The 15,921-nt window shown below is 70.5% G+C and carries 18 protein-coding genes; 7 read left to right on the top strand and 11 right to left on the bottom strand.

Translation table 11 applies throughout. The features are described from left to right. Positions 1–159 precede the first annotated feature (159 nt). Positions 160–690: an Lrp/AsnC family transcriptional regulator gene (locus ACFVT2_RS00800; RefSeq protein ID WP_390010568.1), complete on the bottom strand. Its 531-nt coding sequence runs from the start codon at positions 688–690 to the stop codon at positions 160–162. A gap of 246 nt (positions 691–936) precedes the next feature. Between ACFVT2_RS00800 and ACFVT2_RS00795 the strand changes: the two genes are divergently transcribed. Then, positions 937–1,788 (top strand): GntR family transcriptional regulator, encoded by an 852-nt coding sequence (locus ACFVT2_RS00795; protein ID WP_390010566.1) that lies wholly within the window; start codon positions 937–939, stop codon positions 1,786–1,788. Between the two features lie 11 nt (positions 1,789–1,799). Beyond that, positions 1,800–3,299, top strand: a complete 1,500-nt coding sequence (locus tag ACFVT2_RS00790; RefSeq protein WP_390010563.1) for an MFS transporter — start codon at positions 1,800–1,802, stop codon at positions 3,297–3,299. 1 nt (position 3,300) lies between these two features. Here the strand turns inward: ACFVT2_RS00790 and ACFVT2_RS00785 are convergent, their stop codons facing one another. After that, on the bottom strand, positions 3,301–3,435 hold the full coding sequence (locus tag ACFVT2_RS00785) for a hypothetical protein (RefSeq protein WP_390010561.1): 135 nt from the start codon (positions 3,433–3,435) through the stop codon (positions 3,301–3,303). Between the two features lie 34 nt (positions 3,436–3,469). Here ACFVT2_RS00785 and ACFVT2_RS00780 point away from each other — a divergent pair, with 34 nt between their 5' ends. Next, a complete protein-coding gene (locus ACFVT2_RS00780; protein WP_390010559.1) occupies positions 3,470–3,988 on the top strand; it encodes a hypothetical protein in 519 nt (172 codons plus the stop codon). A 71-nt stretch (positions 3,989–4,059) separates the two neighbouring features. Here the strand turns inward: ACFVT2_RS00780 and ACFVT2_RS00775 are convergent, their stop codons facing one another. Beyond that, a complete protein-coding gene (locus ACFVT2_RS00775) occupies positions 4,060–5,535 on the bottom strand; it encodes an amidohydrolase family protein (protein WP_390010557.1) in 1,476 nt (491 codons plus the stop codon). 694 nt (positions 5,536–6,229) lie between these two features. Here ACFVT2_RS00775 and ACFVT2_RS00770 point away from each other — a divergent pair. From ACFVT2_RS00770 to ACFVT2_RS00760, 3 genes are all read left to right on the top strand, one after another. Beyond that, complete coding sequence (locus tag ACFVT2_RS00770; protein WP_390010555.1) at positions 6,230–7,174, top strand: RimK family alpha-L-glutamate ligase; 945 nt, start codon at positions 6,230–6,232, stop codon at positions 7,172–7,174. An 8-nt stretch (positions 7,175–7,182) separates the two neighbouring features. Continuing rightward, the gene (locus ACFVT2_RS00765) at positions 7,183–8,022 is read left to right on the top strand and encodes a RimK family alpha-L-glutamate ligase (protein WP_390010553.1); all 840 of its coding nucleotides are present in this window, start codon (positions 7,183–7,185) and stop codon (positions 8,020–8,022) included. A gap of 346 nt (positions 8,023–8,368) precedes the next feature. Next, positions 8,369–10,624, top strand: a complete 2,256-nt coding sequence (locus tag ACFVT2_RS00760; protein WP_390011194.1) for a germacradienol/geosmin synthase — start codon at positions 8,369–8,371, stop codon at positions 10,622–10,624. A gap of 807 nt (positions 10,625–11,431) precedes the next feature. On the opposite strand, the gene ACFVT2_RS00755 is transcribed toward ACFVT2_RS00760, so the two are convergent. The 6 genes from ACFVT2_RS00755 to ACFVT2_RS00730 form a co-directional block, all read right to left on the bottom strand. Next, positions 11,432–11,779 carry a Scr1 family TA system antitoxin-like transcriptional regulator gene (locus ACFVT2_RS00755; RefSeq protein ID WP_390010551.1) on the bottom strand — a complete coding sequence of 116 codons (348 nt, stop codon included), beginning with the start codon at positions 11,777–11,779 and terminating at the stop codon, positions 11,432–11,434. Then, positions 11,776–12,261, bottom strand: coding sequence for a Scr1 family TA system antitoxin-like transcriptional regulator (locus ACFVT2_RS00750; protein ID WP_390010549.1), 486 nt, complete (start codon positions 12,259–12,261; stop codon positions 11,776–11,778). The genes ACFVT2_RS00755 and ACFVT2_RS00750 overlap by 4 nt, the downstream gene beginning before the upstream one ends. Continuing rightward, on the bottom strand, positions 12,258–12,788 hold the full coding sequence (locus ACFVT2_RS00745; RefSeq protein WP_390010547.1) for a DUF6879 family protein: 531 nt from the start codon (positions 12,786–12,788) through the stop codon (positions 12,258–12,260). Before ACFVT2_RS00745 ends, ACFVT2_RS00750 begins: the two co-directional genes overlap by 4 nt. Before the next feature lie 355 nt (positions 12,789–13,143). Then, positions 13,144–13,233, bottom strand: coding sequence for a DUF397 domain-containing protein (locus ACFVT2_RS00740; RefSeq protein WP_390010545.1), 90 nt, complete (start codon positions 13,231–13,233; stop codon positions 13,144–13,146). Further along, positions 13,197–13,478 carry a helix-turn-helix transcriptional regulator gene (locus tag ACFVT2_RS00735; protein WP_390010543.1) on the bottom strand — a complete coding sequence of 94 codons (282 nt, stop codon included), beginning with the start codon at positions 13,476–13,478 and terminating at the stop codon, positions 13,197–13,199. Before ACFVT2_RS00735 ends, ACFVT2_RS00740 begins: the two co-directional genes overlap by 37 nt. Further along, positions 13,468–13,992, bottom strand: coding sequence for a DUF6879 family protein (locus ACFVT2_RS00730; RefSeq protein WP_390010542.1), 525 nt, complete (start codon positions 13,990–13,992; stop codon positions 13,468–13,470). The genes ACFVT2_RS00735 and ACFVT2_RS00730 overlap by 11 nt, the downstream gene beginning before the upstream one ends. Positions 13,993–14,213: 221 nt before the next feature. Here ACFVT2_RS00730 and ACFVT2_RS00725 point away from each other — a divergent pair, with 221 nt between their 5' ends. Beyond that, on the top strand, positions 14,214–14,789 hold the full coding sequence (locus tag ACFVT2_RS00725) for a hypothetical protein (protein WP_390010540.1): 576 nt from the start codon (positions 14,214–14,216) through the stop codon (positions 14,787–14,789). Positions 14,790–14,835: 46 nt separating this feature from the next. On the opposite strand, the gene ACFVT2_RS00720 is transcribed toward ACFVT2_RS00725, so the two are convergent. Together ACFVT2_RS00720 and ACFVT2_RS00715 are read right to left on the bottom strand one after the other, a co-directional pair. Further along, complete coding sequence (locus ACFVT2_RS00720; RefSeq protein WP_390010538.1) at positions 14,836–15,015, bottom strand: DUF397 domain-containing protein; 180 nt, start codon at positions 15,013–15,015, stop codon at positions 14,836–14,838. Beyond that, positions 15,012–15,896, bottom strand: coding sequence for a helix-turn-helix domain-containing protein (locus ACFVT2_RS00715; protein WP_390010536.1), 885 nt, complete (start codon positions 15,894–15,896; stop codon positions 15,012–15,014). The genes ACFVT2_RS00720 and ACFVT2_RS00715 overlap by 4 nt, the downstream gene beginning before the upstream one ends. Positions 15,897–15,921: the final 25 nt, after the last annotated feature.

Here is a 15,921-nt window from a genome sequence, read left to right as displayed (position 1 = left end):
GAAAGGGCCTCCGCTTCCTGGGATCCGTTTCCACTGCCCGCCGGGTGACGGACCGTCAGAGGTCGTCACCGGGGGCAATTCACGGTACGGAGCGGCCGATTCTGGCCACAAGAAATGAATGCTGCGCAGATACGCAGGAATGCTGCTTGTACGGGACGGTTACCGCTGGTTTGCTGCGCGCTTTTGCGGGTGGGGACGGTCCCGAGCGTCGTCGGAGGAGCTTCGGGCGCCGGCCTCGGGGCTGTCCGGGAGGAGGTGCGAGAGCACCATGTAGCTGATCGTCTTGCGGATGAACGGCTCGGTCCGGATGCGTTCGAGGACCTCCTCGAAGTGCTCGACGTCGGTGGCCCGGACGTGCAGCAGGGCGTCGGCGCCGCCGGTGACGGTCATCGCGGCGGCGATCTCCGGGTGGTTGCGGACGACCTCGGCCAGGCGTCGGGGCGGCGCCGCGCTGTCGCAGTAGACCTCCACGTACGCCTCGGTGAGCCAGCCCAGGGCGGCCGGGCGGACGGTGGCGGAGAAGCCCGTGATGACGTTGTTCTCGCGGAGGCGGTCCACCCGGCGTTTGACGGCGGTGGGGGACAGGCCGATGGTCGAGCCGATCTCGGCGAAGCTCGCCCGGCCGTTCTCGATCAGCGCGGCGACGATCTTGCGGTCCAGCTCGTCGAACGGCGCGGACTTGGTGCTCAAGGGGCGGCCCTTTCTTTCTCTCCCGTCCCGTCCCCGGGTTGCGGGATCGCACGTCACGGTAACGGGGTCCGGCGGGTGGTGGCGCAGCGCCCGGACCCGGCGGGAAATCCCCAGGTCAGGCGTTTGTGCAGGTCAGTGTGGGTGGCGTAACTCCGCCGTAATGGGGCTTGGCTTAGCGTCGGGGGCCCGGCGGTCGCTCGTCGGGGCACATCGGAGGCGGCGCGGCAGGGGCGAGGAGGGTTGGCCATGGACGACATGGACGACGCGGACGGTGCAGACGACGGCGGGGACGGCCGGGACGGCGGGGACGGCCGGGACGGCCAGGGGGGCGCGGTCGGGGACGGCCGGGGTGGTGCGGTCGGTGACGGGCTGACCCGGGCGGACCGGGCGCGGCGGGTGGCGCACGTGCTGCGCGGGCAGGTGCTGCGGGGCGCGTTCCCCGGGGGCGTGCTGCCCGATGAGCGGGCGCTGGTCGCGGAGTTCGGGACGACCCGCAACACGGTCCGGGAGGCGCTGGGGCTGCTGCGCGACGAGGGGCTGGTGGAGCGGCGGCGCGGGGTGGGGACGGTCGTCGTCGGCCGGACCTACGAGCATCCGCTCGGGGAGCTGTCCGGGCTGGCCGAGGTGTTGCAGCGGCACGGGACGGTGGTCAACGAGGTGCGGGAGGCGCGCACCGTGCGGGCGCCGGGGGCGGTGGCGCGGCGGCTGGAGCTGCCGGCGGGTGGTCCGGTGGTCTATCTGGAGCGGCTGCGGCGGGTGGACGGGATGCCGCTGTCCTTGGACTGCACGTACCTCATTCCCGAAGTGGGCGAGCCGCTGCTCGCGCTCGGGCGGGAGCGGCTGGAGAGCCAGGACGTCTTCGACCTGATCGAGAGCGCGGCCGGGCGGCCGCTGGGGTCGGCGGAGGTGGCGGTGCGGGCGGTGGTCGGGGATCCGGCGACCTGCGGGGTGCTGGCGATGCCGGGCGGGGGCGCGGTGCTGGCCGTGGAGCGGCTGACGCGGCTGGCGGACGGGCGACCGGCCGACCTGGAGTTCATCCACCTGCGCGGGGACCGGCTGACGCTGCGGGCGCGGATGGACCGGGTCCGGGAGGGGTGAGGGTGGGTCGGATGCCGGACCGGTCGGGCCCGCGGGGGCTGGTGACCGTGGCGATGTGTCTGTGCGTGACGTTGGTCGTCGGTATGGTCTCGGCGGTCAACCTGGCCATCCCGGACCTGTCCGCCGGGCCGCTGCACCCGTCAGCGCAGGCCGTGGTGTGGGTGGTGGACGGCTATGTGGTGGTCTTCGCCTGTCTGCTGGTGCCGGCCGGGGCGCTGGCCGACCGGCGGGGGCGCAAGGGCACGCTGCTGGGCGGGATGGCCGTGTTCGTCGTCGGGTCGGCGGTGTGCGCGGTGGCGCCGCACGTCGGGGTGTTGATCGCCGGGCGGATGATCAGCGGGGTGGGGGCCGCGGCGGTGCTGCCGAACACCCTGGCGCTGCTGGTGGACGGGGAGCCGGACGGGCCGCGGCGCCGGGCGATCGCGGTCTGGGCGGCGATGACGGGGCTGGCCGCGGTGCTGGGCAATGTGGGCGGGGGCGCGGCGATCCAGTACGGGAGCTGGCGGGCGCTGTTCGTGTGCGTGGTGCCGGTGGCGCTGGCCGCGTTGGTGCTGGTCGCGATGGTCGCACCGGTGGCGGAGCGGCATCCGGGGCCGGTCGCGCCGCTGGCCGCCGGCCTGTTCACCGGTGGGTTCCTGGCCTTGCTGAACGGGATCGTGAGCGGGCCGGGGGAGGGGTGGCTGAGCCCGCTGGTGCTCGGGTCGTTCGGGGTGGCCGGGCTGCTGCTGACCGGCTGGGCCCGGAGTGAACTGCGGTCCCCGCGGCCGCTGTTGGACCCCCGGGTGTTCGCGCGGCCCGCGGTGCGGGCGGGGGCGGTCGGGATGGCGGTGCTGTTCCTGGGGATGTTCGGGCTGTTCTACCTCAACGGCCAGTACCTCCAGTACGCGAAGGGGTACGGGCCGTTCGGCGCCGGGGTGCGGCTGCTGCCGATGGCGGCGGCGCTGTTGGCGGGGCCGCGGTGCGGACTGGTGTTGGAGCGGTGGTGCGGGCGGCGCGGTGCGGTCGCCGCCGGGATGCTCGTGCTGGCCGGTGGGCTGGCCACGGTGTCGGCCGCCGACGCCGGGACGCCGTACGCGCTGTACGCCGTCGGGGCCGGGCTGACCGCGTTGGGCTGCGGCACCGCGACCCCGCTGCTCTCGCACGCGATGATGTCCGCGCTGCCGCCGGAGGCCGTCGGGGTCGGGTCCGGACTCCAGAGCCTGACCCGGGAGTTGGGGAGCGCGTTGGGGATCGCGGTGACCGGGACGCTCACCGCCGCGGTGTTCACCGCCCGGCTGCCGGCGCCGCTGGCCGGGCCCGGCGGGCCGACGACGGTCGCGGCGGCCGAGGCCGCGCTCGGGGGTCTTCCGGGCCGGGGCGGCGAGCTGCGGACGGCGGTGATCGGGGCCTTCACGTCCGGGCTGCACGTGGCGACGCTGTCGTTGGCGGCGGGGGTGGCGGTCGCGGCGGGGGCGATCTTCCGGTGGATGCCGGAGGGGGAGCGTGCGGAAGCGCCAAGGGCGCACGCGTAACTCACACGAGGTAACTGGGCGTGCGCGGGGCGTAGTCGGCGTGCGCCGGGGACAGATCGGATGCGGTCTCCCGGACGTGCCGGGAGCGACGAGGGAGGGGATCCCGTATGCGTTCCATGCGTTCTGCGCGTTCCATGCGTTCCGTGCGTCCTGCGCGTTCCGTGCGTCCCGTGCGTCGACGTCACGGGCTGATCGGCGCGGCCGCCGCCGCGCTCATGACGCTGGCTCCGATGGCCGGTTCGGCGCAGGCCGCCAAGCCCGATACGGCCGCGACGCGGATGCAGGAGGGCCGCTATCTGATCGTCAGTGAGAACCCCGAGGTGGGGAAACTGGCCTTCGCGCCGTTCACGATCCCGGTCCACCCGCCGATCTTCTTCATCGTCGGCTCGCACGACAGGGACCTGAAGGAGCAGTGGACGGTGACGCCCACCGGGCGCGGCACGTTCACCATCAACTCGACCACGCACCCGGGGGCGAGTTGGTCCCGCCGCGGGGAGGGCATCGTCGCCTCCGAGGCGAGCTGGAGCCAGTTCGCCATCGAGCCGGCGGGCGCGGGCTCCTACCGGATCCACTCCCCCGGTGAGGACGCCGTGGCCACCCTGAACGAGGCGGGGCGGGAGCAGCTGCACGTGGAACCGGCGAACGGATCGCCCTCCCAGCGTTGGAAGTTCGTGCGCGTCGGCGAGTGACGCCAGGCGGGGCGCGCCCGGTCGGTCCGGGCGCGCCCCGTCCGTACCCCGTCCACGCCCCGTCCGCGCTCCTACCGTGGTTCGACCCGCTGGATCTTGGCCCGCTTGACGACCTCCGGGCCCACCTCCGCCGCGCGGGCGACCAGTGCGCGGGCGTCCCAGTCGGTCGGCCAGCCCTCCCAGAGGCGGAGCCGGCCGGCGACCACCACGGCGCGGATCTGGTCGCGGCCGGCCAGCCGGACGAGCTCCCAGCGCAGATCGTAGGAGGGGGTGAGTTCGGGGACGGCCAGGTCCACGAGGAGGTAGTCGGCGGCCTTGCCGACGGCGATCCGACCCGTGACGCGGCCCAGTCCGAGGGCGTCGGCGCCGCCCGCCGTGGCGTGCTCCAGCCACAGGTCCCCGGCGCCGCACACCGAGTCGCCCGAGGCCAGCCCGTAGGTCAGCCGCTGGGCCGACTCCGCCGCGTCGACCAGCCGGAAGCCGTCGCCGCGGGTGCCGTCCGTGCCGGTGCCGAAGCGGACGCCCAGCGCGGCCCACATGGTGGCGTGCGCGACGGCGTTGCCCTTCCAGGCGCTGGCCACCGGGTTGTAGCTGACCGCGGTGCCGGTGTCGGCCAGCTGCCGCATCTCCGTGGGGGTCAGGAGGGTGGCGTGCGCGCCCAGGGTGTGCGGGCCGAGGGCGCCGAGGTGGTGCAGGTAGTCCACCGGGCGGCGGCCGACGCTCTTCAACGAGCGTTCCACGGAGGCCAGATGCTCGTTGACGTGGATTTGGAGCACCGCCCCGGCCTCGGCGCAGAGGTCGGCGGTGCGCTTGATGACCGGTCCGGTGGCGTCCTCGGGGACGGCGATGGCCAGGGACGGGTGGACCAGCGGATGGCCGTGCCAGCGCGCGAGGTGGGTCGGGCCGCCGGTCCCGTCGGAGACGATCTTGCCCAGGACGCAGCGGATACCGGCTTCCTCGGTGCCCTTGGCCAGCGCCGCCACGTCGACCGGGGCCCGGGTCCCGGCGTCGGCGACGGTGGTGAAACCGCCGCGCAGCGCCTCCAGCGCGGCCAGTTTGGCCGACAGGTAGGCGCTCTCCTCGTCCAGCGCGTGTTCCAGCGGCTCCCAGACGGTCTTGAAGATCTCCGACGGCTGCCCGAACGACTGGGCCTTGCCGAAGCTCTGGGTGAGGTGGTGGTGCGCGTCGACGAAGCCGGGCATCAGCAGATGGCCGTCGAGGCGGACCGGGGCGGGGCCGTCGCGGTGCGCGGCGAGGAGGCGGGCGGCCGGGCCGACCTCGCGGAAGGTGCCGTGCTCGACGAGGACGGCGTGGTCGCGCACCGGGCCGTCCGGCAGCAGCACCACTTCCGGGACGAGGAGTTGGCGGGCGCCGGTCAACTGGTCGGGGCGGAGGGCGGGGTGGGCGCCCGGGCGGGGTTCGGTACGGGCGCCGGAGCCGGAACCGGGGGGCGGGGTGGCCCCTGCGGTCGCGGACTGGGCGTATGCGGTGCCGGCGCCCGCTCCGCCGAGCAGACCGCCGGCACCGACGCCGGCCAGTCCGGCCACGCCGGCGAGGAATCCGCGGCGGCGGAAACTGCTGTGGGGGGCGGGTGCTTCGGGTGTCGCTTGGGGGGTCGCGCCGGGCGGCCCGTCGTGGGCTCCTGCCGCTCCGGTGGTTCCTGCGGCTTCCGTGGGCGCTATGTGTCCTTTGCGTCCTGCTCGTTCTGTGCGTCCTGCGCGTCCTGTGTCGTCCGGTCGTCCCGCGTCCGGACACTCGCCGGGGTGGTCCGCGCCGGTCTCCCCGGCCTCCCCGGTCTGCCGGGCCTCGTGGCCCCGCTGCTCGTTCGCCAACCCGCTCGCCTGCTTCCGTCACCGCGTACGTAGGCGCGGCCGGCCCCGGAACTGGGCCGGCCGCGCTGGGTGGCCCGACCCTAGGACCAGCCATAAAGCGGAACAAGGCTTTCGACATGCGGGATTTGGGGAGGTCGGGGGGTGGGTGGCGCAACCCCCCGAGGGGTGGACGGCGTCCCAGCTCACGGCGTGTGCCGAGGTCCCACCCGGTGGCGTAACGTCGCCGAAACACGACCTCCGGGGCGGCGGCCGGTCCACGACCGGCCGCTTGATCGCCGCATGGGATCCTGGTGCGTCATGTTTCCGCCGGGCGGACGGTGTGCGTACGGCGACACGGGGTGGACGTGCGCCGGAGGTGGCGGACGGGTTGGCGATACGGGTGGACGTGCGGCAATACAAGGGTGCATCGATGAGACTCTGCTTCCTGGTGGAGGAGCAGTACCGCCACGACGGCATGCCGCGGGACGTGATCGCCCAACTCCGGGCCTGGGGGCACCAGGTGGACGTCCTGATGCCGGGCCGCTCGCTGATCCGGATGTCGGAGTTGTCCGAGGTCGTGGCGGACGGCCGGCATGACGCCTGGGTCCTCAAGACCGTCTCCGGCGGGCCCGGGCTGACCCTGCTGGAAGCCGCCGCGACCACCGGCCTGACCACCGTCAACGACGTCCGGGCCATAAGGGGCGTGCGGGACAAGGCACTCGCCGCGGTGATCGCGCGGGCCGGCGGACTGCCGGTGCCCATGACCTACGCGGCGGTGCGGGCCGAGGAGTTCGCCGAGATACCGGAGGCGGAGTACCCGCTGGTGGTGAAGCCGGCGGACGGCAGTTCCGGGCGTGCGGTGCGGCTGGTGGAGCGGCCCGGGCAACTGACCGCCGGGACCGCGGAGGCGACGTCCGACGGGACCGGCGCGGGCGACGGCATGCTGATCGCGCAGCCCTACGTCCCCAACTCCGGGACCGACCTGAAGGTCTACTGCGTCGCCGGCGACCTCTACGCGACCGAACGCTGCTCCCCGCTGCACCCCGACCAGGCCGTACCGGAACAACAGGTTCCGCTGCCGCCCGAGGTCGCCCGGATCGCCGCCGAGGTCGGCACGGTCTTCGGGCTCGACCTGTACGGGGTGGACGTGCTGCTGGGGCCGGACGGACCGGTGGTGGTCGACATCAACGACTTCCCGAGCTTTCGGCAGGTGCCGGACGCGGTCGCCCGGGTCTCCGCGGCGGTGCTGCGACTGGCCCGCCACGGCAGCGAGCGCGAACTGGCGACCGGCCTGCCCTTCATCGGCCACCAGCGCGAGATCGGCCACCGGCGCGAGCCGTGGCCCACGGCGGAGGCGCTCGGGGGCGCGTGGTGAGGACCGGGGTGAGGGTCGGGGTGATCAGCGCGGATCCCGGGCACCCGCTGCTGTCGGCGACCGCGACGGCGTTGCGGCGGGACGGCCACCGGGTGGAGTTCGTCGATCTGGATGGCACACCGCTCGCCCCGGACGGGACGTCGGACGGGGACGCGGCGCCGGGCACTCCCGCCGACGTCTATCTGCTCAAGGCGCGTACACCGGAGGCACTGGCGTGCGCCGCGCGGCTGGAGGACCGGGGGGTGCCCGTGATCAACTCCACGTCGGCCACCGCCGGGTGCCAGGACCGGGTCGCGATGGCGGAGGTGGCGCGGGCGGCCGGGCTGCCGTTCGCGGAGACCGTGCGGATGGCGACGGTCGGCGAGCTGGCGGCCTCCGGGACGGACCTCGACTTTCCCCTCGTCCTCAAGAGCCGGCACAGCCGCCGCGACGACCTCGTGACGCGCGTCGACACCCCAACCGCCCTGGTGGAGCTGGCCGCCACCTGGGCCGACGAACCGGTGGTCGTCCAGGAGTTCACCGCCAACAGCGGCTGGGACCACAAGCTGTGGATCGTGGACGGGCAGCCGTTCGCCGCCCGCCGCCGCTCCGAACTGTCCCCCGGCGGCCGCGGCCCGAACCAGCCGCTGCCGCCCGCCGCCCTCCCCACCGCCTGGATCGAGGGCGCACTGCGCGCCGGTGAGGTGTTCGGGCTGGAGGTGTACGGCGTGGACATCCTCCACCTCGGTGTCGGGGCCCCGCTGTTCGTGGACATCAACGCCTTTCCGGGCATCCGCGGCCAGGTGGGCGCCCCGGAGACGCTGGCGGCACTGGCGCTGCGCCGGGCCGGGGGCGGCGCCGGGCGGTGACCGGCGCGGGCCCGGCGCGGGCCGGCGAGGGCCCGGCGCGGACGGTCGACGCGGGCGGCCCAAACGGCCACAAGCGTCTCCCCATAGCTCACACACCCCACGAGTGACACCCCTTCCCCGCCAACACAACCCGAAAGAGTGCCAGTTCGGCGGGGGTGTGACCGGTCATGGCTAGGGCGGCGACACCCGGGGTAGGGCTGGCGCCGTCAGAGGGGGTGCTTTGGTGCGCCCTCCTTCCGTACACACCGTCCGTACGGAGGGGCATCGGTATCGGGAGAGGCCACCAACGGTGACGCAGTCACAGTCGCAGCCCACGTCGCAGCCATTCGTCCTGCCGCACTTCTACATGCCGCATCCGGCGCGGCTGAACCCGCATCTGGAGGCGGCCCGGGCGCACTCCAAGCAGTGGGCGCGACAGATGAACATGCTGGAAGGTTCCGGCATTTGGGACGAGCGGGATCTCGACGCCCACGATTACGCGTTGCTGTGCGCCTACACCCACCCGGAGTGTTCCGAGGAGGCGCTCAACCTCGTCACCGACTGGTATGTCTGGGTCTTCTTCTTCGACGACCACTTCCTGGAGAAGTTCAAGCGGACCCTGGACCGGGAGGGCGGGAAGGCGTACCTCGACCGGCTGCCGGCGTTCATGCCGATGGACCTGGACACGCCCATGCCGGAGCCGACCAACCAGGTCGAGGCGGGGCTGGCGGACCTGTGGCGGCGCACCGTGCCCGCGATGTCGCTGGACTGGCGCCGCCGATTCGCCGAAAGCACGGAGAACCTGCTGAACGAATCCCTCTGGGAACTCTCCAACATCAACATCAACCGGATCTCCAACCCCGTCGAATACATCGAGATGCGGCGGAAGGTGGGCGGCGCCCCCTGGTCGGCGGGGCTGGTGGAGTACGCGACCGGCGCCGAGGTGCCGGCGGTGGTGGCCGAATCCCGCCCCCTGCGCGTCCTCAAGGACGCCTTCTCCGACGCCGTCCACCTCCGCAACGACCTCTTCTCGTACCAGCGCGAGATCGAGGACGAGGGGGAGCTGAGCAACGGCGTCCTGGTGCTGGAGACGTTCCTGGACTGCACCACCCAGGAGGCCGCGGACGCGGTCAACGACCTGATCACCTCCCGACTCCAGCAGTTCGAGGACACCGTCTTCACCGAACTGCCGACGCTCTTCGTCGACCAGGGCCTGGACCCGGCCGGCTGCGCCGCCGTGCTCGCGTACGCCAAGGGCCTCCAGGACTGGCAGTCCGGCGGCCACGAGTGGCACATGCGGTCCAGCCGCTACATGAACGGCGGCGGGGCGGGCGAACCCGGTGCCGCCGCGGCCCCCTGGTCGCCGCTGGTCTTCGGCGGTCTGGGCACCCAGGGGCTGGGCGCCCTGGCCACCGGCGCGCTCGGCCTGGGCACCTCCGCCGCGGACCTGCCGACCGCCCTCCGCACCGCCGGCACCCAGCGGCTCCGCCGCCGCACCCACACCCCCCACCAGCCGGTCGGCCCCTCCAAACTCCCCGACTTCTCCATGCCGTTCACCACCACCCTCAGCCCCCACCTGGAGGCGGCCCGGCGCAACGTCGTCACCTGGTCACACCGGATGGGCCTGCTCCAGCCGCAGCCCGGCGTACCGTTCTCCGACATCTGGGACGAGGACGCCCTGGTCCGCTTCGACTTCGCCCTCTGCGCGGCCGGCCTGCACCCCGACGCGACCCTCGACGAACTCGACCTCGGCACCCAATGGCTGACCTGGGGCACCTACGCCGACGACTACTACCCCGCGGTCTTCGGCCGGACCCGCGACGTCGCCGGCGCCATGGCCACCACCAAACGCCTCTCCGCCCTGATGCCCGTAGACGCGTCCGACCCGACCCCCGAACCGGCCAACGCCCTCGAACGCGCCCTCGTCGACCTCTGGAACCGCACGGCCGGACCGATGCCCCCGGACGCCCGCCGCACCTTCAAGGCCACCATCGACACGATGACGGCCAGCTGGCTCTGGGAACTGGACAACATGGTGCTGCACCGCGTCCCGGACCCGGTCGACTACATCGAGATGCGCCGCGCCACCTTCGGCTCGGACCTCACCATGAGCCTGAGCCGGCTCGGCCACGGCCGCCAGGTGCCGCCGGAGATCTACCGCAGCGGCCCGATGCGCTCCCTGGAGAACGCCGCCGCCGACTACGCCTGCCTGCTCAACGACGTCTTCTCGTACCAGAAGGAGATCGAGTACGAGGGCGAGGTCCACAACGGGATCCTCGTCGTCCAGAACTTCTTCGACTGCGACTACCCGACCGCGCTGGCCATCGTCCACGACCTGATGACCTCCCGCATGCGCGAGTTCCAACACGTCGCCACCAACCAACTCCCCATCCTCTACGACGACTTCAACCTCTCCGCCGAGGCCCGCGCCACCCTCGACGGCTACGTCAGGGAACTGGAGAACTGGCTCGCCGGCATCCTCACCTGGCACCGCGACTGCCGCCGCTACCGCCCCGAGTACCTCCGCCACCGGCCGGGCACGTCCGGGTGGACACCGGGCGCGACGGGCCTGGGGACGTCGGGGGCGCGGGTGGTGGGGGTGATGGGGGCGGCGGTCGGGTAGGGCCTTTACCCGGCCGGGTGGCTCCAGGGCTGTCGGGCCCGGGGCCACCCCTCCCGGCGCCGTCCCGCCGGGAACGACGGCCGGGCGCGCCAACGAAGCGCGGGAGCCGACTCGGACGAGGCTGATTCCGGCCTGGGCCTTGATGCTCTCCACGGCGTCTTCGGTGAGCCAGCGAAGGGAGACCACGGTCCACCTGTCGCGCTTGCGCATGACCACGGCGTTGCCGTCCCTGGTGCGTCCGACGTGGACGAATCCGTGGTCACGCCGCAGGACTTTCGCCAGGTTCTCACCGTGGATCACGGGCGTTACTTCCCTTACTGACGGCCCTTACGTCGGCAACTGAGGCACGGAAAGGGGCACGGCGGAACCTTCGCTCCCGAGGGGATACGTACGACTCCAGAGGCCGCGTCCAGTTGCCTGCCGTAGTCCGTCCGGCATCCCGAAGAGGCCATGGACGGGGCTGCCGGCTCGGCTGCCGACAGGCTGGCCATCGGTGTGCTCGGTTCCGGCTGCGGCCCCCGGCTGCGGTGATCCCGCCTGGATTGCATGACCACGGCGCCTACTTGGGGCACTTGTCGGCGTGCCGGTAGACCACCACGGGCGTCCCAGAGGCACCCGTGATCTGACCTCGGCGAGTCAGCTCGAACCTTTGGATCGGCTTCATGCAAGCGGAGCATCGCTGGCCCTTGGGCGCATATGTCGCGTACTCCCAAGTCCCCTCGGATGTTTCGGTGCTGCTCACCATTCCGCTGACCTCCCCGGTTTGATCTGACCGAGGTCCATCGTGCTGCGGATTCCGAGAGTGTGCTAGTTGATTTCCTGTTCCCTCAAGAAGTCGTCCCGTATTCCTTCCATCAATGTTCGCATTCCCTCGTCCGCAACGGCTACCTGCTCGAAGCCGTCGAACTTGGTTACGTACCGCTCAATGTCCCTAGGCTCTGTAGTGGTGACCTTAGCGTGAGGGATCTCGACAATGACTAGCCGGTTGTCGAAGAGGGCGAATGAAGAACTTGGCAGGTCTGTCATGGGTGCCGACAACGGCACCACGCCAATGCTGATGTTCGGCATTCTCGACATGGTGATGAGCTTGTCCAGCTGGGCCGCCATCATGGTAGGCGAAATGAGCCTCCACTTGAGGACCGACTCGGTGATCACGAAGTGATAGCTGCGTTTTTATCGTAAAGAGCTTCTTGTCGGCGCATCCTTGAGCAGATCATCTTCTCCAGAGCATCGTCTGCATAGCCGTGTCTGCTCAATACGGCACGCACATACTCCGGTGACTGGAGTAGTCCGGGAATGCATACGGGTTGAAAGAGTCGCATGAGATCCGTCTGTGCCTCAATGGCCCGGATCTCCTCCTGATGCTTATACAGCCCGGTGCGGCGGTACAGACGCCATGCGGTTGCCTCCGTTGCAGCCTTCCGCGCGGCCTCGGTCAGCCCGGCCTTGACCTCTTCGGAGACCTCCAAGGCCGCAAGGACGCGCTCAACGTCCATGATGCTGGGAGTGAGCGCCTCCCGCTCAATCTTGCTCAGCTTGCTTGGAGACATGGCAGCACTGCGGGCGACTGCCTTGGCCTGCCTTCCGCTGGCCTCTCGCAGTTCCCGCAGTGCTCTGCCGATACTGATTCCGTTCACTCCGGCTTGTGGCGGTCCCACCATTCGGGGAATGGCACCGCGTGGTTCATGGCCGTATCTCGCCGCTCCAACCATTCTTGCGCCCGCCCTTCGGGCGCAATCTCAGCCCCAAGGAATGCGCCAGCATCCCCGTACTTCATAGACACGACGACCCTCTCATCGAATGCCCAGAAGTCCGGAACGCCATCCAACGGGTTGACCTGCTCCGTCGTGTCCAGGATGAAGAACTCTTCTCCGGCGCCCTGATTACGGACATACCCCCAGCCCAGTTCGAAGCGCAGGTAGTCGCTCAGTGGGCGGTTGAGGATGTGCACCCGGTACATGCGCCTACCGGCCTGGGTGGCGTCGCGCACCGTGGTGACCCAGCCGGACGACTTGTAGCTCTCCGGCTGAGGCTTGCCGGCGAGAAAGGCTTCGTAAGCGTCCACGCCGCCCGACTTGCTGTAGTCGTCCAGGGTTTCGAGTCGGAAAGCTTCCCGCTCGAACTCCGTGAAGAGTTTCCCGAAGTCTTCAGGTGCGATGTTCACTGGCCACCCTCTTCAGCAGCGCCATGGGAATTCGGACCGCCGTTTCGTTCTCGGGTAAGCCCATGGTCGCTAGGGCTTCCCCGTCCTCGACCTTGAAGCCCTGGACCAACACGTGCTCTGTGCCCTCCACTTCCCAAACGGTTGGGCACGGCCCTTCGTCGCAGTCGCTAGCAAGCTGCCTGAGCTTCACCGGCTGACCCCCTGTCGGTTGGTGTCCGACCTGATGCTTCCGAGGTGATGACCCGAGGGTCAAGGGATCACAGTTGAGAGAACGGGAAACCGTGGCGGCCCACCCGGCCGCGTCGGTAGGCGCTGGTCTCGCCCCAAGGCCGTCGGGAGTTCAGGGGCGCCTCCGTCAGCCGTTCTTCAGCGCCGCTATGAACGAGTCCCAGGCTCCCGCGTCGACGATCACGCGGGGGCCGGCGACGTCCTTGCTGCCGCGCATGGCCGTGCGGCCGAAGATGTTGCGTGGGGCACATCGCCCAGAAGCCCACGGGCGCGGAGAATCAGCTCGACGTCGACGAGGCTCGGCGTGGTGCGCGCGGTCTCAATTTTGCTGAGCTTGATCTGGGACATGTTGCAGCGCAGGGCGAGCCAGGATTGTGTACGGCTGGCTCGCTTGCGCATGCTGCGGAGCGTTTCCGCCAGTTCAGCCTTTGACTGGCCCAGCTGCCCGGGGTCAAACGTCAAGGCCCTTCACGTACTTCTCGAAGGGCACGGCGTGCTCCAGGGCGATTCTCTTCCACTCCCGGTAGGGACCGGGGTCGCCCTCGTAGGATTCGCGATTGATTTGGGTGCCGTCCGGCCGGAAATTCAGGTGGGCGATGCGGGAATCGTCGAACAGCCACCAGTCCCGTCCAGACAGTGGCAAGTCGTAGTCCTCCCGCGTCACGTCCAGGACGCGGATGTCTTCACCGGCCGCGAGGTTGCCGGGGATGCCCCAGGCGAATTGGTACCGCTGGTAGTCGGTGAGCGGCCGGCGCACGATGCGGACCCGGCCGATGTGCCGTCCGGACTCAACGTATCCACGCACCCGTTCATGCCAACGGGCGTTGTGGCCAACGGGTTTGTCCGCGCCCCGAAGGAAGCGGGCGACGTTCTCCTGCTCCTTGGGCATGGTGTAGGTGGGTTGGGCCTCGAACCGCCATGCCTCCCGTTCGAACGCGTCAAAGAAGCTGCGCCACTCTTCACCATCCAAGAGCACGGACAACCTCCCTCAGAACGTGCTCGGGGAGCTCCACCAGGCCCTCCCCCTCAGATCCGTAAGCGAGGGCGGTCAGTAGGGCCTCCTGCTGACCGCCGAGGGTGCCGGCTAAGACTATGCGGTGCGCGGTACACCGTGTCTGGCACGCCCAAGAATCCCGGTAACGAGGCCAAGCGCATCGACCGGTTCGTCAGCATCCATCAGCACTGAAAGGGTTTTCCGTGTCCGAGTGGAGTTTCACCCTCCGGCTCAATCAGGCCCTTACGCCGGAGCAGGCCGATGCCTTTGACCACTGCGATGCTTTTGCTGATGGCTCCGTCGCGTATGTCCTGGGCCCCGCGGACCCGCAGCAGTACGCCGCGCACCGCCCCGACGCGGCCGAACTGCGAGAACTCTCCTGTGACGTTGAGGCCCCCACGCTGTTGGACGCCGTTGCCCAAGTGGCCCGCAACATCCGGCTCATTCCCGGGCTGCACGCGGTAGGCGTCCGGCACGACGACATGGTGACGCTGGGCGAAGCCGCGCAGCGCTGTGGGCGCAGCCGCCAGTCCTTGGTGCAGCTCTCGCGCGGGCAGCGCGGCCCCGGCGGTTTTCCGGAACCGGACGTGGAGACGGAAGGTACGGCGTTCTATTCCTGGCGCAAGATCGCCGGGTTTCTGCGCGGCCTCGGCGACGACATTCCGCCGGTGCCGCACGATCTCGTCGTCGCGGACCACGCGCTCCGCCTCGCGGACGAACTCGACGGCGTGGACGTCCCGCCGGGGACACTGCGGTCGTTGGGGTTGCCGGTCGGTTAGCGCATGGGGCGGCGCCTTTGCCGGAAGAGGTGGGGCGCCCTCCCCGTCAGCCGTTCTTCAGCGCCGCTATGAACGAGTCCCAGGCCCCCTCGTCGACGAGTACCTTGGGGCCCGAGGCGTCCTTGCTGTCGCGTACGGCCGTGAAGCCCGGGACGTTGCGCGCTACCTCGACGCACTCGCCCTGGGAACCGCTGTGGCTGGACTTACGGAACTCGAATGCGGTCACCGGTGCTCCTTGATCAGGCTGGACAGCCGTGCGCGAGTGTCCTCGGGGGACAGCGCCTTCCTGCGCACGCTATCGAACAGCCCGCGATGCCGGTGGGCGTCGTCTTCACTCTCCAGCCACAGCCTGGAGCCGGCGGTCTCGACGTAGACCACGTCCAACGAGGCCGGTTCCTCGAAGCCCAGGATCACGAACGGTCCGGTCATGGAGGCGTGCGCGGTAGCCTCGAACGGCCAGACCTGGAGCTTTACGTTGGGCATGGCGGACGCTTCGAGGAGCCGTTCCAACTGCCCCTGCATGACGGTCGGGCCGCCGACCTGTTGACGTAGGGCGCCTTCGGAGAGGATCGCCCAGAAGTTCAAGGGGACTTCCTCGGTCAGGCGGGCTTGCCTGCTGATTCGTGCCGCCACGAACTGGTCGATCTCGTCGGGGTCTTCCCACACGTCATCGGCAGCGGTGACCGCGCGAGCGTACTCGGGCGTTTGCAGCAGGCCAGGGATCAACTGGTTCTGGAACGTGCGGATCCTGGATGCTCCGGCCTCAAGCTGGATGTATTCCTGGAGATCGCCGAGGTCGGTGTACTCCTCCCACCAGCCCTTTGCCCGTCGACGTTCGCGGTCCGCCTTCGCGAGGGCGAGCAGACGGTCCCTGGCGGGTCCGGGGCGTTCCACCCCGTACAAGTCGCACAGTGCGTGCAGGTCAGGGTCGCGGACGGGGACGACGCCACGCTCTATCTTGACGACCTTCGTCTGGGTAGCCGTCAGGTGTGCCGCCGCCTGGGGCTGCGTCAGGCCCTTCGCGGTGCGGAGCTTCAGCAGCTCTCCGCCCAGCTTCCTGCCCAGGACGGTGGACTTCCGTTCCCTGCCGGCTTGTTGGCTCGCCACGACTACCTCCCGTGAGCACGTGTGC

This window comes from Streptomyces sp. NPDC058000 (assembly GCF_042886435.1).
Classification (GTDB): Bacteria; Actinomycetota; Actinomycetes; order Streptomycetales; family Streptomycetaceae; genus Streptomyces.
Note: the sequence above shows the minus strand (reverse complement) of the source record. Positions and strands in the feature narration are given on the sequence as shown.